Source organism: Streptomyces sp. NPDC004435 (assembly GCF_042873895.1).
Taxonomy (GTDB): domain Bacteria; phylum Actinomycetota; class Actinomycetes; order Streptomycetales; family Streptomycetaceae; genus Streptomyces.
The window spans coordinates 112,802-135,825 of the sequence record NZ_JBIAMB010000004.1; the positions used below are offsets into that span (position 1 = coordinate 112,802).

Below are 23,024 nucleotides of genomic sequence, written 5' to 3' on the forward strand. Positions count from 1 at the left end.
GGCCACCCGCTCCGACCAGCGATTTCCGGTCCGAATGTCACACCTCGTGATCACCTGGGCGCTTCACGCGACAAGATCACCGCTCATCCGACTTCATGATCCTTCGTCAGGTGGTAGAGATCACAAATCCGTTGGCGACCCCCGTGTCGCAGATCACAGAGGGGCGGGCTTAAGATACGCGGACGTCGGGCTTGTGAACTGCCTCACATGTGGGCGATCTTCCCGGAGGTCGCCGCGGGGCTCCGCGAGCCGACAGTGCGGTCCAACGGTCAAGGACGACTGGAAGGAGCGAGGAGCGTGAATGCGTACGCACCCATCCTCGTGCTCGGTGCCCTGGGAGCGGGGTTTGCGATCTTCTCCGTGGTCATGGCCACGCTTATCGGGCCAAAGCGGTACAACAGGGCGAAACTTGAGGCATACGAGTGCGGTATCGAACCGACGCCCACTCCCGCCGGGGGAGGCCGCTTCCCGATCAAGTACTACCTGACGGCGATGCTCTTCATCATCTTCGATATCGAGATCGTCTTCCTCTACCCCTGGGCCGTCACCTTCGACGCCCTGGGGCTTTTCGGGCTCGTGGAGATGCTGCTCTTCGTGCTCACCGTCTTCGTCGCCTACGCGTACGTGTGGCGGCGCGGCGGCCTGGAATGGGACTGAGGGGCTGAGGAGCACCCATGGGACTCGAAGAGAAGCTGCCCAGCGGTTTCCTGCTGACCACCGTCGAGCAGGCCGCGGGCTGGGTCCGGAAGGCGTCCGTCTTCCCCGCGACCTTCGGCCTCGCCTGCTGCGCCATCGAGATGATGACGACCGGCGCCGGCCGCTACGACCTCGCCCGCTTCGGCATGGAGGTCTTCCGCGGCTCCCCGCGCCAGGCCGACCTGATGATCGTCGCCGGCCGGGTCAGCCAGAAGATGGCGCCCGTCCTGCGGCAGGTCTACGACCAGATGCCCAACCCCAAGTGGGTCATCTCCATGGGCGTCTGCGCCTCCTCGGGCGGCATGTTCAACAACTACGCGATCGTGCAGGGCGTCGACCACATCGTGCCGGTCGACATCTACCTGCCCGGCTGCCCGCCGCGCCCGGAGATGCTGATGGACGCGATCCTCAAGCTCCACCAGAAGATCCAGAGCTCCAAGCTCGGCGTGAACGCCGAGGAGGCGGCCCGCGAGGCGGAGGAGGCGGCACTCAAGGCGCTGCCGACCATCGAGATGAAGGGTCTGCTCCGTTGAGCGACGAAACCCCGAACCCCGAGAAGGAGCTGAGCGAGCAGAACCTGCCCGGTCAGCGCGGTGACCACGGGGAGGAGGTACGGCTCCAGCGCGGCATGTTCGGCGCGAACAACGGCGGCGACACCTCCGGCTACGGCGGCCTCGTCCGCTCGATCCGCCTCCCCGGCCCCGCCGCCCGCCCCTACGGCGGCCCACGCGGCGGAGACGCATATGGATACTTCGACGAGGTCGCGGACGAGCTCGAAGGCGCCCTGGAGGAGCAGGGGCTCGTCCCCGGGAACGCGATCGAGAAGACGGTCGTCGACCGCGGCGAGCTCACCTTCCACATCGAGCGCGAGCACCTCGTCCGGGTCGCCCGCACCCTGCGCGACGACCCGGCGCTCCGCTTCGAGCTCTGCACCGGCGTCTCCGGCGTCCACTACCCGGGCGACAAGGGCCGCGAGCTGCACGCCGTCTACCACCTGCGCTCGCTCACCCACGGCCGCCTGATCCGGCTGGAGGTCTCGGCCCCCGACCACGACCCGCGGATCCCCTCGCTGACGGACGTCTACCCGACGAACGACTGGCACGAGCGGGAGACGTACGACTTCTTCGGGATCGTCTTCGAAGGCCACCAGGCCCTCACCCGGATCATGATGCCGGACGACTGGCAGGGCCACCCGCAGCGCAAGGACTATCCGCTCGGCGGCATCGCCGTCGAGTACAAGGGCGCCCAGATCCCGGCTCCGGACCAGCGGAGGTCGTACTCGTGAACAGCACCGCATCCAGCCCCCGCGAGACCACCGAAGGGGCCGTCTACACGGTCACCGGCGGAGACTGGGACGAGGTCGTCCAGTCCGCGGCCAAGGCCGACGACGAGCGGATCGTCGTCAACATGGGCCCCCAGCACCCGTCCACCCACGGCGTGCTCCGGCTCATCCTGGAGATCGACGGCGAGACCGTCACCGAGGCCCGCTGCGGCATCGGCTACCTCCACACCGGCATCGAGAAGAACCTCGAATACCGGACCTGGACGCAGGGCACCACCTTCGTCACGCGCATGGACTACCTCACCTCGTTCTACAACGAGACGGCGTACTGCCTCGGCGTGGAGAAGCTGCTCGGCATCACCGACGACATCCCCGACCGGGCCAGCGTCATCCGGGTCCTCCTGATGGAGCTCAACCGGCTCTCCTCGCACCTGGTCTGCATCGCCACCGGCGGCATGGAGCTCGGCGCCACCACGATCATGATCTACGGCTTCCGGGACCGCGAGATGATCCTGGACCTGTACGAGCTGATCACCGGCCTGCGCATGAACCACGCCTACATCCGGCCCGGCGGCCTCGCCCAGGACCTCCCGCCCGGCGGCGTCGACGCCGTGCGCGAGTTCGTGAAGACCATGAAGAAGAACCTGCCGGAGTACGACAAGCTCGCCACCGGCAACCCCATCTTCAAGGCCCGCATGCAGGGCGTCGGCCACCTCGACCTCACCGGCTGCATGGCCCTCGGCGCCACCGGACCGATCCTCCGGTCGGCGGGCCTCCCGCACGACCTGCGGAAGACCGACCCGTACTGCGGCTACGAGCAGTACGACTTCGAGGTCCCCACCGCCGACACCTGCGACTCCTACGGCCGCTTCCTCGTCCGCCTGGAGGAGATGCGCCAGTCGCTGCGGATCGTCGAGCAGTGCCTCGACCGCCTGGAACCCGGGCCGGTCATGGTCGGCGACAAGAAGATCGCCTGGCCCGCCCAGCTCGCCCTCGGCCCCGACGGCCTCGGCAACTCCCTCGACCACATCAAGAAGATCATGGGCACCTCCATGGAGGCCCTGATCCACCACTTCAAGCTGGTCACCGAGGGTTTCCGGGTCCCGGCCGGCCAGGCGTACGCGGCCGTCGAGTCCCCCAAGGGCGAACTCGGCGTGCACGTGGTCTCCGACGGCGGCACCCGCCCCTTCCGGGTCCACTTCCGCGACCCGTCCTTCACCAACCTCCAGGCCATGGCCGCGATGTGCGAGGGCGGCCAGGTCGCCGACGTCATCGTCGCCGTCGCCTCCATCGACCCCGTGATGGGAGGCGTCGACCGATGACGGAGACCCCGACGACCGGGAACGTCAGCCTCGGGATGCCCCAGCTGCCCGCCCCCGCCTACCCGGACGACGTCCGGACCCGGCTGGAGGCGGACGCGAAGGCGATCATCGACCGCTACCCCGACTCCCGCTCCGCGCTCCTGCCGATGCTGCACCTCGTGCAGGCGGAGGAGGGCCACGTGACCCGCACCGGCATGCAGCTCTGCGCCGACCTGCTCGGCCTGACCACCGCCGAGGTCACCGCGGTCGCCACCTTCTACACGATGTACCGCCGCAGGCCGTCCGGCGACTACCAGGTCGGCGTCTGCACCAACACCCTCTGCGCGGTCATGGGCGGCGACGCCATCTTCGAGGAGCTCAAGGAGCACCTCGGCGTCGGCAACAACGAGACGACCGACGACGGCAAGATCACCCTTGAGCACATCGAGTGCAACGCGGCCTGCGACTACGCCCCCGTGGTGATGGTCAACTGGGAGTTCTTCGACAACCAGACCCCCGAGTCGGCCAAGAAGATGGTCGACGACCTCCGCGAGGGCCGCACCGTCGAACCCACCCGCGGCGCCCCGCTCTGCACCTTCAAGGAGACCGCCCGGATCCTCGCCGGCTTCCCCGACGAGCGCCCCGGCGCCGTCGCGGCCACCGGCGGCGCGGGCCCCGCCTCCCTCGTCGGCCTCCGCCTGGCCAAGGGCGAGACCCCGCACACCCGAATCGTCCACCCGCGCGGCGAGGCAGCCGGTCAGGAGGGAGCGTGATGACGTTGGCGGCCGAGATCAACAGCAGCAGCCCCGAGAAACTGCTCTCCCCGGTCCTCTCCGCCTTCTGGGACCAGCCGGACTCCTGGACCCTGGAGACGTACGAACGCCACGAGGGCTACGAGGGCCTGAGGCGGGCGCTCGCCATGAGCCCCGACGACCTCATCGCCTACGTGAAGGACTCCGGCCTGCGCGGACGCGGCGGCGCCGGCTTCCCCACCGGCATGAAGTGGCAGTTCATCCCGCAGGGCGACGGCAAGCCGCACTACCTCGTCGTCAACGCCGACGAGTCCGAGCCCGGCACCTGCAAGGACATCCCCCTCCTCTTCGCCAACCCGCACTCCCTCATCGAGGGAATGATCATCGCCTGCTACGCGATCCGCTCCGAGCACGCGTTCATCTACCTGCGCGGCGAGGTCGTCCCCGTCCTGCGCCGCCTCCACGAGGCGGTCCGCGAGGCGTACGCCGCCGGCTACCTCGGCCGGAACATCCTCGGCAGCGGACTGAACCTCGAACTCACCGTGCACGCCGGCGCCGGCGCGTACATCTGCGGCGAGGAGACCGCCCTGCTCGACTCGCTCGAAGGCCGCCGCGGCCAGCCCCGGCTGCGGCCCCCCTTCCCCGCGGTCGCCGGCCTCTACGCCTGCCCCACCGTGGTGAACAACGTCGAGTCCATCGCCTCCGTTCCCGCGATCCTCCAGCGCGGCAAGGAGTGGTTCACCTCGATGGGCAGCGAGAAGTCCCCGGGCTTCACGCTCTACTCGCTGAGCGGGCACGTCGCCTCGCCCGGCCAGTACGAGGCCCCCCTCGGCATCACCCTGCGCCAGCTCCTCGACATGAGCGGCGGGATGCGCCCCGGACACCGGCTCAAGTTCTGGACGCCCGGCGGCTCCTCCACCCCCATGTTCACCGACGAGCACCTCGACGTGCCGCTCGACTACGAGGGCGTCGGCGCCGCCGGCTCCATGCTCGGCACCAAGGCCCTCCAGTGCTTCGACGAGACCACCTGCGTCGTCCGGGCCGTCACCCGCTGGACCGAGTTCTACGCCCACGAGTCCTGCGGCAAGTGCACCCCCTGCCGCGAGGGCACCTACTGGCTCGTCCAGCTCCTGCGCGACATCGAGGCCGGCGAAGGGGAGATGGCCGACCTCGACAAGCTCAACGACATCGCCGACAACATCAACGGCAAGTCGTTCTGCGCCCTCGGCGACGGCGCCGCCTCGCCGATCTTCTCCTCGCTCAAGTACTTCCGCGAGGAGTACGAGCAGCACATCACCGGCCGGGGCTGCCCCTTCGACCCGGCCAAGTCGACCGCCTGGGCGGACAACCACAAGGAGGTGACGGCATGACGGTCACCACGGCCGGCCCGTCCGGCGGCGGAAGCCCGGCGGTACCGCCCGAGGATCTGGTCACGCTGACCATCGACGGCGCCGAGATCTCCGTCCCCAAGGGGACCCTGGTCATCCGCGCCGCCGAACAGCTCGGCATCGAGATCCCCCGCTTCTGCGACCACCCCCTCCTCGACCCCGCGGGCGCCTGCCGCCAGTGCATCGTCGAGGTCGAGGGCCAGCGCAAGCCGATGGCCTCCTGCACCATCACCTGCACCGACGGCATGGTCGTCAAGTCGCAGCTCACCTCGCCGGTCGCCGAGAAGGCCCAGCACGGCGTGATGGAGCTGCTGCTCATCAACCACCCGCTGGACTGCCCGGTCTGCGACAAGGGCGGCGAGTGCCCGCTGCAGAACCAGGCCATGTCGCACGGACAGGCCGACTCCCGCTTCGAGGGTGTCAAGCGGACCTACGAGAAGCCGGTCCCGATCTCCACCCAGGTGCTGCTCGACCGCGAGCGGTGCGTCCTCTGCGCCCGCTGCACCCGCTTCTCCAACCAGGTCGCCGGCGACCCGATGATCGAACTCATCGAGCGCGGCGCCCTCCAGCAGGTCGGCACCGGCGAGGGCGACCCCTTCGAGTCGTACTTCTCCGGCAACACCATCCAGATCTGCCCGGTCGGCGCCCTCACCTCCGCCGCCTACCGCTTCCGCTCCCGCCCCTTCGACCTCGTCTCCTCGCCCTCGGTGTGCGAGCACTGCGCCGGCGGCTGCGCCACCCGCACCGACCACCGCCGCGGCAAGGTCATGCGGCGCCTCGCGCAGAACGACCCCGAGGTCAACGAGGAGTGGATCTGCGACAAGGGCCGGTTCGCCTTCCGGTACGCCCAGCAGCGCGACCGGCTGACGACCCCCCTCGTACGCAACGCCGACGGGGTCCTCGAAGCGGCCTCCTGGCCCGAGGCCCTGGACGCCGCCGCCCGCGGGCTCGTCCGCGGCCGCACCGGCGTCCTCGCCGGCGGCCGGCTCACCGTCGAGGACGCCTACGCCTACGCCAAGTTCGCCCGCGTCGCCCTCGACACCAACGACGTCGACTTCCGCGCCCGGATCCACTCCGGCGAGGAGGCCGACTTCCTCGCCTCCTACGTCGCCGGCCGCGGCCGCGACCTGGACGGCTCGGGGGTCACCTACACGACCCTCGAAGCCGCCCCCATGGTCCTGCTCGTCGGCCTGGAGTCCGAGGAGGAGGCCCCCGGCGTCTTCCTGCGGCTCCGCAAGGCCTGGCGCAAGCACGGGCAGAGGACGTACGCCGTCGCCACCCACGCCACCCGCGGCCTGGAGAAGGCCGGCGGCACCCTGCTGCCCGCCGCCCCCGGCACCGAGACCGAGTGGCTCGACGCCCTCACCTCCCGGGTCGGCCTCGACTCCACCGGCTGGGCCGCCTCCGAGGCCCTGCGCCAGGACGGCGCCGTCATCGCCGTCGGCGAGCGGCTCGCCGCGGTCCCCGGCGCGCTGACCGCCGCGCTCCGCGCCTCCGCCGCCACCGGCGCGGCCCTGGTGTGGATCCCGCGGCGGGCCGGCGAGCGCGGCGCGATCGAGGCCGGCGCGCTGCCGAGCCTGCTCCCCGGCGGCCGGCCCGCGACCGACCCCCGCGCGCGTGAGGAGGTCGCCGCCGCCTGGGGCGTCCGCGAACTCCCGCACGGCTACGGCCGCGACACCGGCCAGATCGTGGAGGCGGCCGCCACCGGCGAACTTGCCGGACTCCTCGTGGGCGGCGTCGGCGTCGACGACCTGCCCGACCCGGCACGCGCGCGCGAAGCGCTCGGCGCGGCCTTCGTCGTCTCCCTCGAACTGCGCCCCGGCGCCGTCACCGAGCACGCGGACGTCGTCCTGCCGGTCGCCGCGGTCGCCGAGAAGTCCGGCACCTTCCTCAACTGGGAAGGCCGTGTCCGGATGTTCGAGGCCGCGCTCAAGCCCGAGCAGATGACCCGGCCGCTCGCCCCGACCGACGCCCGGGTCCTGCACATGCTGGCCGACGCCATGGACGCCCACCTCGCCCTGCCCGACCTGAAGGCGGCCCGGCGCGAGCTGGACCGGCTCGGCCGGTGGACCGAGGAGCGGGCCTCCGAGCCCACCGCCCACGCCGTCCCGGCCCCCCGGCCCGGCGACGACGAGGCGGTCCTCGCCGGCCACCGGCTCCTGCTCGACCTGGGCCGCCTCCAGGAGGGCGACACCGCCCTGGCCGGCACCCGCCACGCGGCGGTCGCCCGGCTCTCCGCCACCACCGCCGCCGACACCGGCGTCAAGGACGGCGACCTGCTGGAGGTCACCGGCCCCGCCGGCGCGGTCGCCCTCCCGCTCCGGGTCACCGACATGCCCGACCGCGTCGTCTGGCTCCCGCTGAACTCCACCGCCCCCGGCGTCCTGACCGCCACGGGTGCCCGCCCCGGCGACCTGGTCCGCATCGGCCCGGCCACCCCGAAGGAGGCGCAGGCGTGAACACCCTCCTCGCCGCCGAAGACCTCTCCATGTTCGGGACGGACCCCTGGTGGCTCGTCGCGGTCAAGGCCGTCTTCTGCTTCGCGTTCCTGATGGTCACCGTGCTCTTCTCCATCGTGTGGGAGCGCAAGGTCGTCGCCTGGATGCAGCTGCGCATCGGCCCCAACCGGCACGGCCCCTGGGGCCTCCTCCAGTCCCTCGCGGACGGCATCAAGCTGATGCTCAAGGAGGACGTGATCGTCAAGCGGGCCGACAAGGTCGTCTACGTCCTGGCCCCGATCGTCGCCGCCATCCCCGCCTTCATGGCCATCGCCGTGATCCCCTTCGGGCCGGCCGGCAACGAGGTGTCGATCTTCGGCCAGCGCACCACGATGCAGCTCACCGACCTGCCGATCGCGATGCTCTACATCCTCGCGGTCGCCTCCGTCGGCATCTACGGCATCGTGCTCGCCGGCTGGTCGTCCGGCTCCACGTACCCGCTCCTCGGCGGCCTCCGCTCCTGCGCGCAGATGATCTCCTACGAGATCGCCATGGGCGCCGCGTTCGCCTCCGTCTTCCTCTACTCCGGCTCGATGTCGACCTCGGCGATCGTCGAGGCCCAGCAGGACCGCTGGTTCGTGATCCTGCTGCCGGTGTCGTTCCTCATCTACATCGTGACGATGGTCGGCGAGACCAACCGCGCCCCCTTCGACATGCCGGAGTCCGAGGGCGACCTCGTCGGCGGCTTCAACACCGAGTACTCGTCCATCAAGTTCGCGATGTTCATGCTCGCCGAGTACGTGAACATGGTGACGGTCTCCGCGGTGTCGGTGACGCTCTTCCTCGGCGGCTGGCGGGCCCCCTACCCCATCTCCACCTTCTGGGAGGGCGCCAACCACGGCTGGTGGCCGATGCTGTGGTTCGTCCTCAAGGTGCAGCTGCTGCTCTTCTTCTTCATCTGGCTCCGCGGCACCCTGCCCCGCGTCCGCTACGACCAGCTGATGAAGCTCGGCTGGAAGGTGCTCATCCCGGTCTCCGTGGTCTGGCTGATGCTGGTCGCCACCGTCCGGGCGCTGCGCAACGAGAACATCGCCTTCACCAACATCGTGCTGTACGTGGCCGGTGCCGTCCTGGTGGTGCTGTTGCTCTCCTTCGTCGCCGACCTCTTCCGCGACCGGAAGGGGAAGGAGACGGCGGCCGGGCCCGCCGAGCCGGAGTTCGACCCGATGGCCGGCGGCTTCCCCGTACCGCCCAAGCCCGGACAGACCCTGCCGCCCGTGCCCCGGCGCAGGCCCCGACACCAGCGGGACCTCGTTGTCAGTGGTGGCCCCGATACTGCTACCGAGAGTGACGAAAGGGGGACGGATCGTGTCTGACTTCCAGAATCCGGTGGCCGGCTTCGGCGTGACCTTCAAGGCCATGTTCAAGAAGCGGCTGACCGAGCAGTACCCGGAGCAGCCGAAGACGACGGCACCCCGCTTCCACGGCCGGCACCAGCTCAACCGCCACCCGGACGGCCTGGAGAAGTGCGTCGGCTGCGAGCTGTGCGCCTGGGCCTGTCCCGCCGACGCCATCTACGTGGAGGGCGCGGACAACACGGACGAGGAGCGCTACTCGCCCGGCGAGCGGTACGGCCGCGTCTACCAGATCAACTACGCCCGCTGCATCCTGTGCGGGCTGTGCATCGAGGCGTGCCCCACCCGCGCGCTGACGATGACCAACGAGTTCGAGCTGGCCGACTCCTCCCGCGAGAACCTGATCTACACCAAGGAGCAGCTGCTCGCGGGCCTCGACGAGCGCATGGTCGACACCCCGCACGCGATCTTCCCCGGCATGACCGAGCAGGACTACTACCGGGGCCTGGTCGTCGAGGCCGCCCCCGGGACCGAGCCCCAGGTCGCCGTGTCCAAGGGAGAGAAGCCCGAGCCGGAGGGGGCGGAGGCATGACGGCGACTCTCGCGGCCTACGCGACCTCCACCGGCGAGGCCATCCAGTTCTGGGTGCTCGGCACCGTCGCCGTCGTCGGCGCGCTGTGCACCATCCTCATGAAGAAGGCCGTGCACTCGGCCCTCTGCCTGGCCGGCACGATGATCGTCCTCGCGGTCTTCTACCTGGCCAACGGCGCGTACTTCCTCGGCATCGTGCAGATCGTCGTCTACACCGGCGCGATCATGATGCTCTTCCTCTTCGTCGTCATGCTGGTCGGTGTCACGGCCGCGGACTCGCTGAAGGAGACCATCAAGGGCCAGCGCTGGTGGGCCGCCGCCTGCGGCCTCGGCTTCGGCGTCCTGCTCTTCGCCGGCATCGGGAACGCGGCCCTGACCGAGTTCGCCGGCCTCGGCGCGGCGAACGCGGCCCACGGGGGCAACGTGGAGGGCCTGGCGGCCCTCATCTTCACCAAGTACGTCTTCGCCTTCGAGATCACCGGCGCCCTGCTCATCACCGCCTCCGTCGGCGCGATGCTCCTCACCCACCGGGAGCGCACCGAGCGGGCCAGGACCCAGCGCGAGCTGGCCGAGCAGCGCGTCCGCGAGGGCAAGCACCTGCCGCCGCTGCCCGCCCCCGGCGTCTACGCCCGGCACAACGCCGTGGACGTGCCGGGCCTGCTGCCCGACGGCACCCCGTCCGAGCTCACCGTCATCTCCACCCTGCGCAAGCGGGGCCAGGTGCGGGACGTGTCGGGCGAGGCGCTCGCCGACCTCAAGGCCCTGGAGCAGCGCTCCTCGGAGCGGCTCGGACGCGACCGGGACGAGACCCGGGACGACGCCCGCGACGACGCTCGCAACGGAGAGGAGGCCAACCGGTGAGCCCCGTCAACTACCTGTACCTCGCCGCCCTGTTGTTCACCATCGGTGCGGTCGGGGTGCTGATCCGGCGGAACGCGATCGTGGTCTTCATGTGCGTGGAGCTCATGCTCAACGCCTGCAACCTCGCGTTCGTCGCCTTCTCCCGCATGCACGGCAACCTCGACGGCCAGATCATCGCCTTCTTCACGATGGTCGTGGCCGCCGCGGAGGTCGTCGTCGGGCTCGCGATCATCGTGTCCGTCTTCCGATCCCGCCACTCGGCCTCGGTCGACGACGCCAGCCTGATGAAGCTGTGAGGGGCTGAACCGTGGACAACCTGATTGCGCTGCTCATCGCGGCGCCCCTGCTCGGAGCGGCCGTCCTGCTGTGCGGCGGCCGCCGGCTCGACAAGACCGGGCACTGGCTCGGCACGCTCCTCGCGGCCGCTTCCTTCGTCATCGGTCTCGTGCTCTTCGCCGACATGCTCGGCAAGAGCGCCGACGACCGGGCGATGTACCAGCACCTGTTCACCTGGATCCCCGTCGAGGGCTTCCAGGCGGACGTCGCCTTCCAGCTCGACCAGCTGTCGATGACCTTCGTGCTGCTGATCAGCGGCGTCGGCACGCTCATCCACGTCTACTCGATCGGGTACATGGAGCACGACGAGCGGCGCCGCCGCTTCTTCGGCTACCTGAACCTGTTCGTCGCGGCGATGCTGCTGCTCGTCCTCGCCGACAACTACCTGCTGCTGTACTTCGGCTGGGAGGGCGTCGGCCTCGCCTCGTACCTCCTCATCGGCTTCTGGCAGCACAAGCCCAGCGCGGCCACCGCCGCGAAGAAGGCGTTCCTGGTCAACCGGGTCGGTGACATCGGCCTGTCGATCGCGATCATGCTGATGTTCACCACCTTCGGCACCTTCGCCTTCGGCCCCGTCCTGGAGTCGGCCGGCGAGGCGTCCGAGGGCACGCTCACCGCGATCGGCCTGATGCTGCTCCTCGCGGCCTGCGGCAAGTCGGCCCAGGTGCCGCTCCAGTCCTGGCTCGGGGACGCCATGGAGGGCCCGACCCCGGTCTCGGCCCTCATCCACGCGGCGACCATGGTCACCGCCGGCGTCTACCTGATCGTCCGCTCCGCCGACATCTTCAACGCGGCACCGGACGCCCAGCTCGTCGTCACCATCGTCGGCGCCGTCACCCTCCTCTTCGGTGCGATCGTCGGTTGCGCCAAGGACGACATCAAGAAGGCCCTCGCCGGCTCGACGATGTCGCAGATCGGCTACATGATCCTGGCGGCCGGCCTCGGCCCCATCGGCTACGTCTTCGCGATCATGCACCTGGTGACGCACGGCTTCTTCAAGGCCGGGCTCTTCCTCGGCGCCGGTTCGGTCATGCACGGCATGAACGACGAGGTGGACATGAGGAAGTACGGCGGCCTGCGGAAGTACATGCCGGTCACCTTCGTCACCTTCGGCCTCGGCTACCTCGCGATCATCGGCTTCCCGGGCCTGTCCGGCTTCTTCTCCAAGGACATGATCATCGAGGCGGCCTTCGCCAAGGGCGGCACCGAGGGCTGGATCCTCGGCGGGGTCACCCTGCTGGGCGCCGCCATCACCGCGTACTACATGACCCGCGTGATGCTGATGACCTTCTTCGGCGAGAAGCGCTGGCAGCCCGACGAGAAGGGCGAGCCGCCGCACCCGCACGAGTCCCCGAAGTCCATGACGATCCCCATGATCGTGCTGGCCTTCGGCTCGGTCTTCGCCGGCGGCATCTTCGGCATCGGCGACCGGTTCGTGAACTGGCTGAAGCCCGTCACCGACTACGAGCACGGCCACCCGCCGATCAGCGCCATGGCCGTCACCTCGGCCACCGTCGCCGTGATGGTGATCGGCGTCGGCCTGGCCTACCTCCAGTACGGCCGCCGGCCGGTGCCCGTGGTCGCCCCGCGCGGCTCGCTGCTCACCCGGGCGGCCCGCCGCGACCTGCTCCAGGACGACCTCAACCACGCCGTCTTCGTCACCGGCGGCACCCACCTGACCCGCTCGCTGGTCTACGTCGACCACACCCTCGTGGACGGCGTGGTCAACGGCACGGCGGCGAGCGTCGGCGGCCTCTCCGGCCGGCTGCGCAAGCTCCAGAACGGCCACGTCCGCTCGTACGCGGTCTCCATGTTCGGCGGTACGGCGGTCCTCATCGCCGCGACCCTGCTGATGAGGGCGGTGTGACGCCGATGTCCTTTCCCCTTCTGACGTTGACGGCAGCGGTACCGGCGGTCGGTGCGATCCTCACCGCCGCCGTTCCCGCCGCCCGCCGCACCGCAGCCAAGTGGCTGGCGCTGACCGTCTCCCTGGTCACGCTCGTGCTCGCCGGGCTCGTCTTCGCCCGCTTCGAGCCGGGCGGCGACCGCTACCAGCTGGTCGAGTCCCACTCCTGGGTCAGGGACTTCGGCGTCCGCTACGAACTGGGCGTCGACGGCATCGGGGTGGCGCTGATCGCGCTCACCGCGCTGCTGATCCCCTTCATCATCCTGGCCGGCTGGCACGACGCCGACCCCCTGGAGACCTCCTCCAAGCGGTGGCGGCCGACGCAGGGCTTCTTCGCCCTGATCCTCATGGTCGAGGCGATGGTGATCCTCTCCTTCGAGGCCACCGACGTCTTCCTCTTCTACATCCTCTTCGAAGCCATGCTCATCCCGATGTACTTCCTCATCGGCGGCTTCGGCGACCGCGCGCACAGCGGCTCCGACGAGAACGCGGCGGCCCAGCGCTCCTACGCGGCGGTCAAGTTCCTCCTCTACAACCTGGTCGGCGGGCTCATCATGCTGGCCGCCGTCATCGGGCTCTACACGGTCGCGGGGAACTTCTCGCTCACGGAGATCGCCGAGGCACGGGCGAACGGCTCGCTGGAGATGGCGTCCGCCACGGAGAAGTGGCTCTTCCTCGGCTTCTTCTTCGCCTTCGCGGTGAAGGCCCCGCTGTGGCCGCTGCACACCTGGCTGCCGAACGCGATGGGGGAGGCCACCGCCCCGGTCGCCGTCCTCATCACCGCGGTGGTCGACAAGGTCGGCACCTTCGCGATGCTCCGCTTCTGCCTCGGCCTCTTCCCCGAGGCGAGCAAGTGGGCCACCCCCGCGATCATCGTGCTCGCCCTGATCAGCATCGTGTACGGGGCGCTGCTCGCGGTCGGCCAGCGGGACATCAAGCGGCTGGTCGCCTACGCGTCGATCTCCCACTTCGGCTTCATCATCCTGGGCATCTTCGCGATGACCAGCCAGGGCCAGTCGGGCGCCACGCTCTACATGGTCAACCACGGCATCTCCACCGCCGCCCTGATGCTGGTCGCCGGCTTCCTCATCTCCCGGCGCGGCTCGCGGCTCATCGCCGACTACGGCGGTGTGCAGAAGGTCGCCCCGGTCCTCGCCGGCACCTTCCTCATCGGCGGTCTGGCGACCCTGTCGCTGCCCGGACTCGCCCCGTTCGTCAGCGAGTTCCTGGTCCTGGTGGGCACCTTCGCCCGCTACCCGGTGGCCGGGATCGTCGCCACCACCGGCATCGTCCTCGCCGCGCTCTACGTCCTCGTCCTCTACCAGCGGACGATGACAGGCCCGGTGAAGGAGGAGGTCCGCACGATGCCCGACCTGCGGCCGCGCGAGCTCGCCGTGGTCGCCCCGCTCATCGCCGTCCTGATCTTCCTCGGCGTCTTCCCGAAGCCGCTGACGGACGTCGTCAACCCGGCCGTCCGGCACACCATGTCGGACGTCCAGCGCACCGACCCCACCCCTGAAGTCCCCGTCCAGAACGTGGAGGCGGCCAAGTGAACGCCCTCGCTGTCCACACCCTGTGGACGACGGCCGCCGAGCCGCTCGACAAGATCCCGGCACCGAAGATCGAATACACCCAGCTCGCCCCGGTGCTGATCGTCGTCGGCGCGGCGATCCTCGGGATCCTCGTGGAGGCATTCGTGCCCCGCAAGGGCCGCTACTTCACCCAGGTCTTCCTGTCGGTCCTGGCCCTCGCCGCCGCGTTCGCCGCCGTCGTCGGCCTCGCGGCCGGCGGCTTCGGCACCACCAAGGCCGGCATCGCGGCGATGGGCGCCATCGCCGTCGACGGCCCCGCCCTCTTCCTCCAGGGCACGATCCTGCTCGCCTCGATCGTCTCCGTCCTCACCTTCGCCGAGCGCAGGCTCGACCCGGCCGACCACGGCCACAAGGTCGACTCCTTCGCCGCCGAGGCCGCCGCCGTCCCCGGCGGCGACCACGAGAAGGCGGCCGTCAAGGCCGGCTTCACCACCACCGAGGTCTTCCCGCTCGCCCTCTTCGCGATCGCCGGCATGCTGGTCTTCCCGGCCGCCAACGACCTCCTGACCCTCTTCATCGCGCTGGAGGTCTTCTCCCTCCCGCTCTACCTGCTCTGCGCCGTCGCCCGCCGCAAGCGCCTCCTCTCCCAGGAGGCGGCGGTCAAGTACTTCCTCCTCGGCGCCTTCTCCTCGGCCTTCCTGCTCTTCGGGATCGCCCTCCTCTACGGCTACGCGGGCTCCGTCTCGTACGCCGCCATCGCCGACGTCGTCGACGGCGCCGTCGCTACCGTGAACCCGGCGCTCGCCGAGACCATGGGCAACGACGTGCTGCTGCTCATCGGCTTCGCGCTGCTCCTCACGGGCCTGCTCTTCAAGGTCGGCGCCGTCCCCTTCCACATGTGGACCCCGGACGTCTACCAGGGCGCCCCGACCCCGGTGACCGGCTTCATGGCCGCCGCCACCAAGGTCGCCGCCTTCGGCGCGCTGCTCCGCCTGCTGTACGTCGTGATGCCCGGCCTCACCTGGGACTGGCGCCCGGTCATGTGGGGCGTCGCGATCGTCACGATGCTCGGCGGCGCGGTCGTCGCCATCACCCAGACCGACATCAAGCGGCTGCTCGCCTACTCGTCGATCGCGCACGCGGGCTTCCTCCTCGCGGGCGTCATCGCCGCGACGCCGAGCGGCATCTCGTCCGTCCTCTTCTACCTGGGCGCCTACTCCTTCGTGACCATCGGCGCCTTCGCCGTCGTCACGCTGGTGCGGGACCCGGGCGGCGAGGCCACCCACCTCTCCAAGTGGGCCGGTCTGGGCCGCCGTTCGCCGCTGGTCGCGGCCGTCTTCGCGGTCTTCCTCCTCGCCTTCGCCGGCATCCCGCTGACCTCCGGCTTCTCCGGCAAGTTCGCGGTCTTCAAGGCGGCGGCGGAGGGCGGCGCGGGCGCGCTCGTGGTCGTCGGCGTCATCGCCTCGGCGGTGGCGGCGTTCTTCTACATCCGGGTGATCGTGCTGATGTTCTTCAGCGAGCCGAAGGCGGACGGCCCCACGGTCGCCGTGCCCTCGGTCATGACCACCCTCGCCATCACCGCGGGCGTGGTCGTCACCCTGGTCCTCGGCCTCGCGCCGCAGTACTTCCTGGACCTGGCGAGCCAGGCGAGCGTCTTCGTCCGCTGACGCACCCACGGACAGGGCCCGGCTCGGGGGCGAGCCGGGCCCTTCCGCGTGCCCGGGGAGGGCGTCCCCGGTCCTCCTGACAGGCGGCGGTCCGCGTGGGATCGTGGACGGGGCGAATGGTCTGTACCTGTCGGGGAGGGGATTCCGTGCGCGGGACGACGGTCTTACCCGGGGTGCCGTGCGAGGCGCCCCGGGAGGGCGAGCCGCCGGTGCACCGGCTGGAGCTGCGGCTGCCCGAGCAGGTGCCCTTCGCGGCCGGGGGGTTCGACGCCATGGGGCCGATGTCCCGGGCCGACTACCCGCACCGGCACACCTTCTACGAGATCGTCCACGTCGTGGAGGGCAGCGGGGTCCACGTCATCGACACCGGGCGGTACGCCCTGCGGCCGCCGCAGCTCGGCGTGATCCTGCCGGGCCAGGTGCACCGCTGGGAGGGCGTGCGCGGTCTGGAGGGCTCGCTCGTGCTCTTCACCCCCGAGTTCCTCGTCGACGGGGCGGACGACCTCGCGCTGCTGCGACGCCTCGGGGAGCGGCCGTGGGCGGACCTGGACGACGCCGCGCACGCGCGGACCTCGCTGCTGATGGAAGAACTGGCCGAGGAGTACCGGCACGGCGACGACGGCTTCGCCGGGGTGCTGCGGTCCCTGCTGCACGTGCTGCTCGTGCGGGCCGCGCGCGTGCCGGGCGGGCGGGTCGTCGGGCCGGCGCGGGGCCTCGCCGAGGAGTTCCTCGGGCTCGCGGGACAGGCCACCGAAGGGGTGTCCGTACGCCACTGCGCCGAGCGGCTGGGCGTCACGCCCGGGCACCTGACCGAGGTCGTGCGCCAGGCCACCGGGCGGACGCCCGCCGCGCTGCTGCGGGAGGCCCGGGTGCGGGAGGCGCAGCGGCTGCTCGTGGCCACCGGACTGTCCGTGCGGCAGGTGGCCGCGCGGGTCGGCTTCGAGGATCCCGCCTACTTCTGCCGCTTCTTCCGGCGGGAGGTCGGGCGCAGCCCGGGGGACTTTCGAAAACACCACGACCGCCCCGTTCCGTCCATCGAAGGCACGGAGGGGAACTCGTAGGTTCGTGCCGACCCCAGCCCCCACCTGAGGAGCCAGGCACATGGACACCGAGAGCACCAACAGCACCGGGCACGTCACGCGCAAGGCCGTGCTGCGGGCGGCGCTCGCGGCCGGGATGGCCGCGCCCGCCGTCCTGATGGGCGTCCCGGCGCTCGCCCGCACGCTGAGCGACAGCGGGACCGCCCTCGACCTCACCCCGACCTGCGACGACGGCGACGACCCCACCCCGCCGCAGATGGAAGGGCCGTACTTCAAGCCCAACTCGCCGCTGCGCAGCAGCATGCCGGACGGGCCGGGCACGCGGCTGACGGTCAGCGGGTACGTCTTCGGGCGGGCCTGCCGGCCGATATCCGGGGTCCTGCTGGACTTCTGGCAGGCGGACGTCAACGGCGCTTACGACAACACGGGGTTCAAGTTCCGGGGGCACCAGTTCACCGGCGCGGACGGGGCGTTCAAGCTGACCACCATCGTCCCCGGGCTCTACCCGGGGCGGACCCGCCACATCCACGTCAAGGTGCAGGCGCCCGGACGTCCGGTCCTCACCACGCAGCTGTACTTCCCGAACGAGCCCCGGAACAACACCGATTCGCTCTTCGACCCGCGCCTGCTGATGACCGTCCGGGACTCCGGCGGCGCGCGCGAGGCCGCCTTCGACTTCGTGCTCGACGTGCCGCAGAACCCGGGCCCGTCGCCCACCCCCACGCCGACCACCGCTCCGCCCGGCGGCACCTGGACCGCCGGACGGACGTACACGGCGGGGGACAGGGTCACGTACGGCGGTGTGGGCTACGTGTGCCTCCAGGCCCACACCGCCATCGCCGGCTGGGAGCCGCCGAACGTCCCCGCCCTGTGGCGGGTCGGCTAGGGCCCGTCGGACAGACGGGCCCCAGGGTCAGGCAGAGGGCGCGATCCGGCCCCGGACCTCGCCGAGTCCGACCTTCGTGCCGTCCGGGCCCGGCGCCCACGCGGTGAGGACGACCTCGTCGCCGTCCTCCAGGAACGTCCGCTTGCCGCCCGCGAGTTCGATCGCGTCCCGGCCGTTCCAGGTCAGCTCCAGGAGCGAGCCGCGCTGGCCGACCTCGGGGCCGGAGACCGTACCGGAGCCGTAGAGGTCGCCGGTACGGAGGGAGGCGCCGTTCACCGTCATGTGGGCGAGCTGCTGCGCGGCCGTCCAGTACATGGTGGAGAACGGCGGCTCCGCCACCACCTCCCCGTTGATCTCCACAGAGATCCGCACGTCGAAGCCGCCCGGCTCCTCCTCCGCCGCGTCGTCCAGGTAGGGGAGGAGCGGGAAGTCCCGGGCCGGCGGCGCGGTACGGGCCGCGTCCAGGGCCTCCAGGGGCGTCACCCACGCCGACACCGAGGTCTGGAAGGACTTGCCGAGGAACGGGCCCAGCGGCACGTACTCCCACGCCTGCACGTCCCGCGCCGACCAGTCGTTCAGCAGCGTCAGACCGAAGACGTGGTCGCGGAAGGCGGCGAGCGGCACGGGGCGGCCCAGCTCCGAGGGGGTGCCGACGAGGAAGCCGACCTCCGCCTCGATGTCCAGCTTCACCGACGGGCCGAAGACCGGCGCCGCGTCGGCGGGCGTCTTCCGCTGGCCTGAGGGACGCACCACGTCCGTGCCGGAGACCACGACCGTGCCCGCCCGCCCGTGGTAACCGATCGGCAGGTGCTTCCAGTTGGGCGTCAGCGGCTCGCCGTCGGGACGGAACATCCGGCCCACGTTGGTCGCGTGGTGCTCGCTCGCGTAGAAGTCCACGTAGTCCGCGACCGTGTACGGCAGGTGCAGCGTCACCGCGTCCAGCGGGTGCAGCAGCGGCTCGATCTCGGCGCGGTGCGCCGGGACCGTCACCCAGGCCGTCAGGGCGCGCCTGACGTCCCGCCAGGTGGTCCGCCCGGCGGCGAGCAGCGGGTCGAGGCTCGGCTGCGCCAGGAGGGAGGCGTACGGGGAGCCGAGCGCGTGCGCGGCGGCCCCCGCGTCCAGGACGTGCCCGCCGATCCGGACGCCGAGCCGGCGGTGGCCGGGCTCGTCGGCGGTGGCGAAGACGCCGTACGGGAGGTTGTGCGGGCCGAAGGGGTCGCCCTCGGCCAGGTCGAGCGGGCTGGGCTCGGACATCGGTGCGTGCCTCGCTTTCGATGATGGGTGAGGGACACGTTACGGGGCGGGCCGCCGCGCGAGGATGACATGGATCACAGAGAAACCGGGGGCTCCGTGAGCAACTGCGCTGATTGGCCCGATTCGTCAGCGAGGTGGTGACGACTCTCCGTCCGAGCTGCGAAAACACCTCTGCCGACGGGCTGTTTCGGGCCATACGATCAGGGCGGTGTCGCCCCGCGTGAGGACGTCCGCAGGCGCGCCGCACTCACTTCTTCCCTGACCAGGAAAAGGTCCCCACGTGAAGATCCGCCGTATTCTCGCGACCGCCGTGGCGGCCGCCGTCACGACGCCGGTCGTGTTCCTGTCCGCCGGCACGGCCGTCGCGGACACCCCGAAGCCGTCCCAGAAGCAGACCGCGGGCACCGCCGACCACGAGGACGACGAAGTCCCGACCATCGGGGAGCTGGAAGAGGCCGTCGAGACCGCGCAGGCGAAGGTCGACGACCTCAAGGACAAGCGCGCGAAGCTGAAGCAGGACATCGCCGACGAGAAGGTCGACGCGGCCGTGCAGGCCGAGTACGACGCCGCGAAGAAGGCGTACGACGAGGCGAAGGCCGCCACCGCCACCGCCGTCGAGGCGGTGACCGCGGCCGAGGCCGAGCTCAGGAAGGTCACCGAGGACCCGGCCTCCACCGAGCAGCAGAAGTCCGACGCCGCGAAGGCCGTCGAGGACGCGGTGAAGAAGCGGGACGAGGCCACGGCGGCCGAGAAGACCGCCAAGGAGCGCTTCGACGCCGCGGACAAGGCCCGGATCGACGCCCACGAGGCCTTGACCCGGGAGCACACCCGCCTCGGCGAGGAGCTGGAGACCGCCGAGGAGGAGCTCGCCCAGGCCAAGGAGGACCTGGAGTTCTGGGAGTCGATCGGGGAGGGGTGCGAGGAGGACTCCTCGCTCTCCTTCTCCCTCACCGGACCCGACAAGATCGCGGCCGGCGGCAGCGGCGTCTTCACGCTGTCCCTGACCAACGTCTCGGACCGCCCCCTGGACGACGTCCAGGCGTGGCCCGGCGTCGCGATCTTCGGTACTCCGGACGAGGACGAGCTGGACCCGGAGCACCCGCCGGCCCTGGAGCGCGCCACGGTCGAGTGGTCCTCCAAGGACGTCCTGGAGTGGACCCCGCTGACCGACGAGTTCGACACCGCCGAGTTCGGCGGCATCGACAAGGGCCACACGTCCGAGGTCAAGCTGCGGGTCACCGTCGACGGCGACGCGCCGCTGAACCAGGGCGTGCTGCACGCCTCGGCGATGTACGAGAACGACGACCTCTCCTGCGGCATCAGCGACAAGACCGTCGAGGCGTGGTTCGACGTCACCGGCACCGACAAGGGCGAGCCGACCCCGTCGGAGAAGCCGACCTCGGAGACGGAGTCCCCGTCCCCGGAGCCGTCCCCGTCGACCGCCACCCCCACCCCGGCGGCCACGACGGGCACGACGGGCGGCAACACCACCGCGCAGGGCGGCTCCTCGAACACCTCGGTGAACGGTGAGCTCGCCGAGACCGGTTCGGGCGACGCCATGCCGAAGCTCGTGGCGGCGGCCGGCGCCGCCCTCGTGCTCGGCGTGGGCGCGCTGTTCCTGTCCCGCCGCCGCAAGGCCGGCGCCTAGGAGTCACCCGCACCACCGCGATCCCCCGTACGGCCCAGGGCTCAGCCCGCCGTGCGGGGGATCCGCTTCTCCCAGGTGCGGTGGAAGACGACCTCGCCGCCCTCCTTGCACACCACCTCGTCGGAGGTGTGGAAGCTGTCGGCGTCGCAGCTGATCTCGGAGCGGGTGTCGACCGTGACGTCCCAGGCGAGTTCCGGGCGGTGCAGCCGGATGTGCCACTCCGAGCGGGTGCGGGCGGAGAGCGGGTCGTCCTCGGCGATCGTGTACGTCTCCACGGCGTCCTCGGTGAACTCCAGGCCGTCCGGGTACACGCGCGTGCCGCCGTACTTCGGGTCCACCTGGAGGGTCCACTCGCCCTTGGCGACGTCCCGGAGCACCAGCCGCTCGGGGCGGGTCTCCTCCGGGGTCCTCAGGGGCGCCGGGGACGACACGCCGAGCGGCGGGGACTGCTCGGGTTCCTCGAAGGAGACCGCGTCGTCCGTGTGGGCGCGGACCGGAAGGGTGAGGGAGGAGCCGGCCGGGTCGAGGGTGAAGCCGGCCGCGTCGGGCTGCGGCCAGATCCAGGGCCAGTACGCGGAGGAGATCGCGAGCCGGACCCGGTGGCCGGGCGGGAAGGTGTGCCCGATGCCGTTCAGCTCGAAGCCGTACGTCTCCCACTCGCCGGGCTGCGCCTCCACGGCCCGGTCGCGGCCGTAGCGGGCGGAGACGTTCAGGGCGCCGCGGGTGACCAGGGTGGAGGAGCCGTCCGGGGCGATGTCGCAGAGCCGGGCGATGATCTGCCCGGTGGGCGCCCCCGTCATCAGGTGGAGGCTCACCGAGGGGCGGCCGAGGATCTCGATCGGGGTGCCGCCCTCGGACCCGGCGGGCACCGGGAAGTCGAAGCAGGCGGAGTGGGCGTCCTCGTCGCGCTGGTCGGGCGGCAGGTCGGCGTCGTTGCCGAAGGGGAAGAAGCGGCCGGCGTCGATGCCGGTCTGCTGCGGCGAGTCGACGACGACGTGCTCGCCTTGGAAGCCGTACGTGACCGGCGTGACGTGCGGCGAGGGCCAGGAGGGATCGGCGACCCAGCGCCCCGGCAGCTCCGCGTAGACGGTGGCCGGCGGGTGCGACTCGCTGATCCAGGCGCGGAGCAGCGGCTCGGCCATGACGTCGCCCGCGCCGGAGCCGCTGTCGGACCCGCCCGCGTCCTTGAGGTGGTGGTCCCACCAGCGGAGGGTCTCCTGGAGGAAGCCGATGGCGGGGCCGGGCGGCAGCCCGCGGTCGGGGTACTGGTGGGACCAGGGGCCGATGATGCCGCGGACCCGGTCCTGCGGGAGGTGTTCGACCAGACGGAGGACGGTGTCCCGGTACGGGTCGTGCCAGCCGCCGACGGCGAGGACGGCGGCCCGGATCGCCGAGTAGTCCTCGCAGACGCTGCCGTGTCTCCAGTAGTCGTCCCGGGTCTGGTGGGAGAGCCAGGTGTGGACGAAGGGCTCGACGGCCTCCAGGCGGCGCAGCCACAGCTCCCGCCACTCCTCGCCGGCGTACTCCGGGTCCGGGGGGCGGCTGACGAAGGCGAGCATGGTGGCGGCCCAGGCGTGCATGTCGACGCCGAGGACGGAGCCGCCCATGTAGTGGACGTCGTTGTCGTAGCGGTCGTCGGTGGAGCAGACGGTGACGACCGCCTTGAGCGGTTCGGGGGCGAGGGCGGCGATCTGGAGGCTGTTGAAGCCGCCCCAGGAGATGCCGAACATGCCGACCTTGCCGGTGCACCAGGGCTGCTCGGCGAGCCAGTTCACGACGGCGACGCCGTCGGCGAGCTCGGTGGCGTCGTACTCGTCGCCGGGCAGGCCCTCGCTGTTGCCGTGGCCGCGGACGTCCACGCGCACGGAGGCGTAGCCGTGCCCCGCGTACCAGGGGTGGCGCTGCCAGTCGCGGGGCGCGGTCCAGTCGGTGAGCCGGTAGGGCAGGTACTCCAGGAGGGCGGGGACGGGCTCGTCGGTGAGCGGCCGCCACACGCGCGCGTACAGCCTGGTGCCGTCCGGCAGCGGGATGCGGATGTCCTCGTGCCGGGTCTCGTACGGGAAGTCGGTACGGATCTTCGTCATCGGGTCA

General features: G+C 71.0%; 19 protein-coding genes. 17 read left to right on the forward strand and 2 right to left on the reverse strand.

Annotated elements, in window-relative coordinates; translation table 11 throughout:
• The first annotated feature begins 297 nt into the window (after positions 1-297).
• The 16 genes from ACFYT9_RS08325 (at position 298) to ACFYT9_RS08400 (ending at position 18,031) form a co-directional block, all read left to right on the forward strand.
• The gene (locus tag ACFYT9_RS08325; protein ID WP_007490928.1) at positions 298-657 is read left to right on the forward strand and encodes an NADH-quinone oxidoreductase subunit A; all 360 of its coding nucleotides are present in this window, start codon (positions 298-300) and stop codon (positions 655-657) included.
• A 17-nt stretch (positions 658-674) separates the two neighbouring features.
• Positions 675-1,229: an NADH-quinone oxidoreductase subunit B family protein gene (locus ACFYT9_RS08330; RefSeq protein ID WP_007383964.1), complete on the forward strand. Its 555-nt coding sequence runs from the start codon at positions 675-677 to the stop codon at positions 1,227-1,229.
• Positions 1,226-1,981, forward strand: a complete 756-nt coding sequence (locus tag ACFYT9_RS08335) for an NADH-quinone oxidoreductase subunit C (RefSeq protein WP_387270961.1) — start codon at positions 1,226-1,228, stop codon at positions 1,979-1,981. The genes ACFYT9_RS08330 and ACFYT9_RS08335 overlap by 4 nt, the downstream gene beginning before the upstream one ends.
• The gene (locus tag ACFYT9_RS08340; RefSeq protein ID WP_376595975.1) at positions 1,978-3,300 is read left to right on the forward strand and encodes an NADH-quinone oxidoreductase subunit D; all 1,323 of its coding nucleotides are present in this window, start codon (positions 1,978-1,980) and stop codon (positions 3,298-3,300) included. Before ACFYT9_RS08335 ends, ACFYT9_RS08340 begins: the two co-directional genes overlap by 4 nt.
• The gene (gene nuoE / locus ACFYT9_RS08345) at positions 3,297-4,052 is read left to right on the forward strand and encodes an NADH-quinone oxidoreductase subunit NuoE (protein ID WP_376595974.1); all 756 of its coding nucleotides are present in this window, start codon (positions 3,297-3,299) and stop codon (positions 4,050-4,052) included. Before ACFYT9_RS08340 ends, nuoE begins: the two co-directional genes overlap by 4 nt.
• Positions 4,052-5,401 carry an NADH-quinone oxidoreductase subunit NuoF gene (nuoF, locus tag ACFYT9_RS08350; RefSeq protein ID WP_376595973.1) on the forward strand — a complete coding sequence of 450 codons (1,350 nt, stop codon included), beginning with the start codon at positions 4,052-4,054 and terminating at the stop codon, positions 5,399-5,401. Before nuoE ends, nuoF begins: the two co-directional genes overlap by 1 nt.
• Positions 5,398-7,878 carry an NADH-quinone oxidoreductase subunit G gene (locus tag ACFYT9_RS08355; RefSeq protein WP_389161800.1) on the forward strand — a complete coding sequence of 827 codons (2,481 nt, stop codon included), beginning with the start codon at positions 5,398-5,400 and terminating at the stop codon, positions 7,876-7,878. Before nuoF ends, ACFYT9_RS08355 begins: the two co-directional genes overlap by 4 nt.
• Positions 7,879-7,907: 29 nt before the next feature.
• Entirely contained in the window at positions 7,908-9,233 is a 1,326-nt protein-coding gene (gene nuoH / locus ACFYT9_RS08360) for an NADH-quinone oxidoreductase subunit NuoH (RefSeq protein ID WP_376595984.1), read from the forward strand.
• Entirely contained in the window at positions 9,226-9,804 is a 579-nt protein-coding gene (gene nuoI, locus ACFYT9_RS08365; RefSeq protein WP_376595971.1) for an NADH-quinone oxidoreductase subunit NuoI, read from the forward strand. The genes nuoH and nuoI overlap by 8 nt, the downstream gene beginning before the upstream one ends.
• On the forward strand, positions 9,801-10,664 hold the full coding sequence (locus tag ACFYT9_RS08370) for an NADH-quinone oxidoreductase subunit J (RefSeq protein ID WP_376595970.1): 864 nt from the start codon (positions 9,801-9,803) through the stop codon (positions 10,662-10,664). The genes nuoI and ACFYT9_RS08370 overlap by 4 nt, the downstream gene beginning before the upstream one ends.
• Positions 10,661-10,960, forward strand: a complete 300-nt coding sequence (gene nuoK, locus ACFYT9_RS08375; protein ID WP_376595969.1) for an NADH-quinone oxidoreductase subunit NuoK — start codon at positions 10,661-10,663, stop codon at positions 10,958-10,960. Before ACFYT9_RS08370 ends, nuoK begins: the two co-directional genes overlap by 4 nt.
• Positions 10,961-10,971: 11 nt before the next feature.
• The gene (nuoL, locus tag ACFYT9_RS08380) at positions 10,972-12,867 is read left to right on the forward strand and encodes an NADH-quinone oxidoreductase subunit L (protein ID WP_387270955.1); all 1,896 of its coding nucleotides are present in this window, start codon (positions 10,972-10,974) and stop codon (positions 12,865-12,867) included.
• 5 nt (positions 12,868-12,872) lie between these two features.
• A complete protein-coding gene (locus tag ACFYT9_RS08385; protein WP_389161804.1) occupies positions 12,873-14,459 on the forward strand; it encodes an NADH-quinone oxidoreductase subunit M in 1,587 nt (528 codons plus the stop codon).
• Positions 14,456-16,105 (forward strand): NADH-quinone oxidoreductase subunit NuoN, encoded by a 1,650-nt coding sequence (nuoN, locus tag ACFYT9_RS08390; protein WP_376595966.1) that lies wholly within the window; start codon positions 14,456-14,458, stop codon positions 16,103-16,105. The genes ACFYT9_RS08385 and nuoN overlap by 4 nt, the downstream gene beginning before the upstream one ends.
• 146 nt (positions 16,106-16,251) lie before the next feature.
• On the forward strand, positions 16,252-17,166 hold the full coding sequence (locus ACFYT9_RS08395) for an AraC family transcriptional regulator (protein WP_376595965.1): 915 nt from the start codon (positions 16,252-16,254) through the stop codon (positions 17,164-17,166).
• Positions 17,167-17,206: 40 nt separating this feature from the next.
• A complete protein-coding gene (locus ACFYT9_RS08400) occupies positions 17,207-18,031 on the forward strand; it encodes a carbohydrate-binding protein (protein ID WP_389161807.1) in 825 nt (274 codons plus the stop codon).
• 27 nt (positions 18,032-18,058) lie between these two features.
• Here the strand turns inward: ACFYT9_RS08400 and fahA are convergent, their stop codons facing one another.
• Positions 18,059-19,285: a fumarylacetoacetase gene (fahA, locus tag ACFYT9_RS08405; RefSeq protein ID WP_389161809.1), complete on the reverse strand. Its 1,227-nt coding sequence runs from the start codon at positions 19,283-19,285 to the stop codon at positions 18,059-18,061.
• Positions 19,286-19,565: 280 nt separating this feature from the next.
• Here fahA and ACFYT9_RS08410 point away from each other — a divergent pair, with 280 nt between their 5' ends.
• Complete coding sequence (locus ACFYT9_RS08410; RefSeq protein WP_389161811.1) at positions 19,566-20,933, forward strand: LAETG motif-containing sortase-dependent surface protein; 1,368 nt, start codon at positions 19,566-19,568, stop codon at positions 20,931-20,933.
• A 41-nt stretch (positions 20,934-20,974) separates the two neighbouring features.
• Here the strand turns inward: ACFYT9_RS08410 and ACFYT9_RS08415 are convergent, their stop codons facing one another.
• Positions 20,975-23,017, reverse strand: a complete 2,043-nt coding sequence (locus ACFYT9_RS08415) for a CocE/NonD family hydrolase (protein WP_389161813.1) — start codon at positions 23,015-23,017, stop codon at positions 20,975-20,977.
• Positions 23,018-23,024: the final 7 nt, after the last annotated feature.

What these genes read in the sequence shown, in the direction of transcription:
- nuoH (WP_376595984.1), top strand. Translation starts at nt 7,908, where the DNA reads ATGTTCGGGACGGACCCCTGGTGGCTCGTCGCGGTCAAGGCCGTCTTC.
- fahA (WP_389161809.1), bottom strand. Translation starts at nt 19,285, where the DNA reads ATGTCCGAGCCCAGCCCGCTCGACCTGGCCGAGGGCGACCCCTTCGGC.
- nuoE (WP_376595974.1), top strand. Translation starts at nt 3,297, where the DNA reads ATGACGGAGACCCCGACGACCGGGAACGTCAGCCTCGGGATGCCCCAG.
- ACFYT9_RS08400 (WP_389161807.1), top strand. Translation starts at nt 17,207, where the DNA reads ATGGACACCGAGAGCACCAACAGCACCGGGCACGTCACGCGCAAGGCC.
- nuoF (WP_376595973.1), top strand. Translation starts at nt 4,052, where the DNA reads ATGACGTTGGCGGCCGAGATCAACAGCAGCAGCCCCGAGAAACTGCTC.
- ACFYT9_RS08385 (WP_389161804.1), top strand. Translation starts at nt 12,873, where the DNA reads ATGTCCTTTCCCCTTCTGACGTTGACGGCAGCGGTACCGGCGGTCGGT.
- ACFYT9_RS08370 (WP_376595970.1), top strand. Translation starts at nt 9,801, where the DNA reads ATGACGGCGACTCTCGCGGCCTACGCGACCTCCACCGGCGAGGCCATC.
- ACFYT9_RS08355 (WP_389161800.1), top strand. Translation starts at nt 5,398, where the DNA reads ATGACGGTCACCACGGCCGGCCCGTCCGGCGGCGGAAGCCCGGCGGTA.
- ACFYT9_RS08415 (WP_389161813.1), bottom strand. Translation starts at nt 23,017, where the DNA reads ATGACGAAGATCCGTACCGACTTCCCGTACGAGACCCGGCACGAGGAC.
- ACFYT9_RS08330 (WP_007383964.1), top strand. Translation starts at nt 675, where the DNA reads ATGGGACTCGAAGAGAAGCTGCCCAGCGGTTTCCTGCTGACCACCGTC.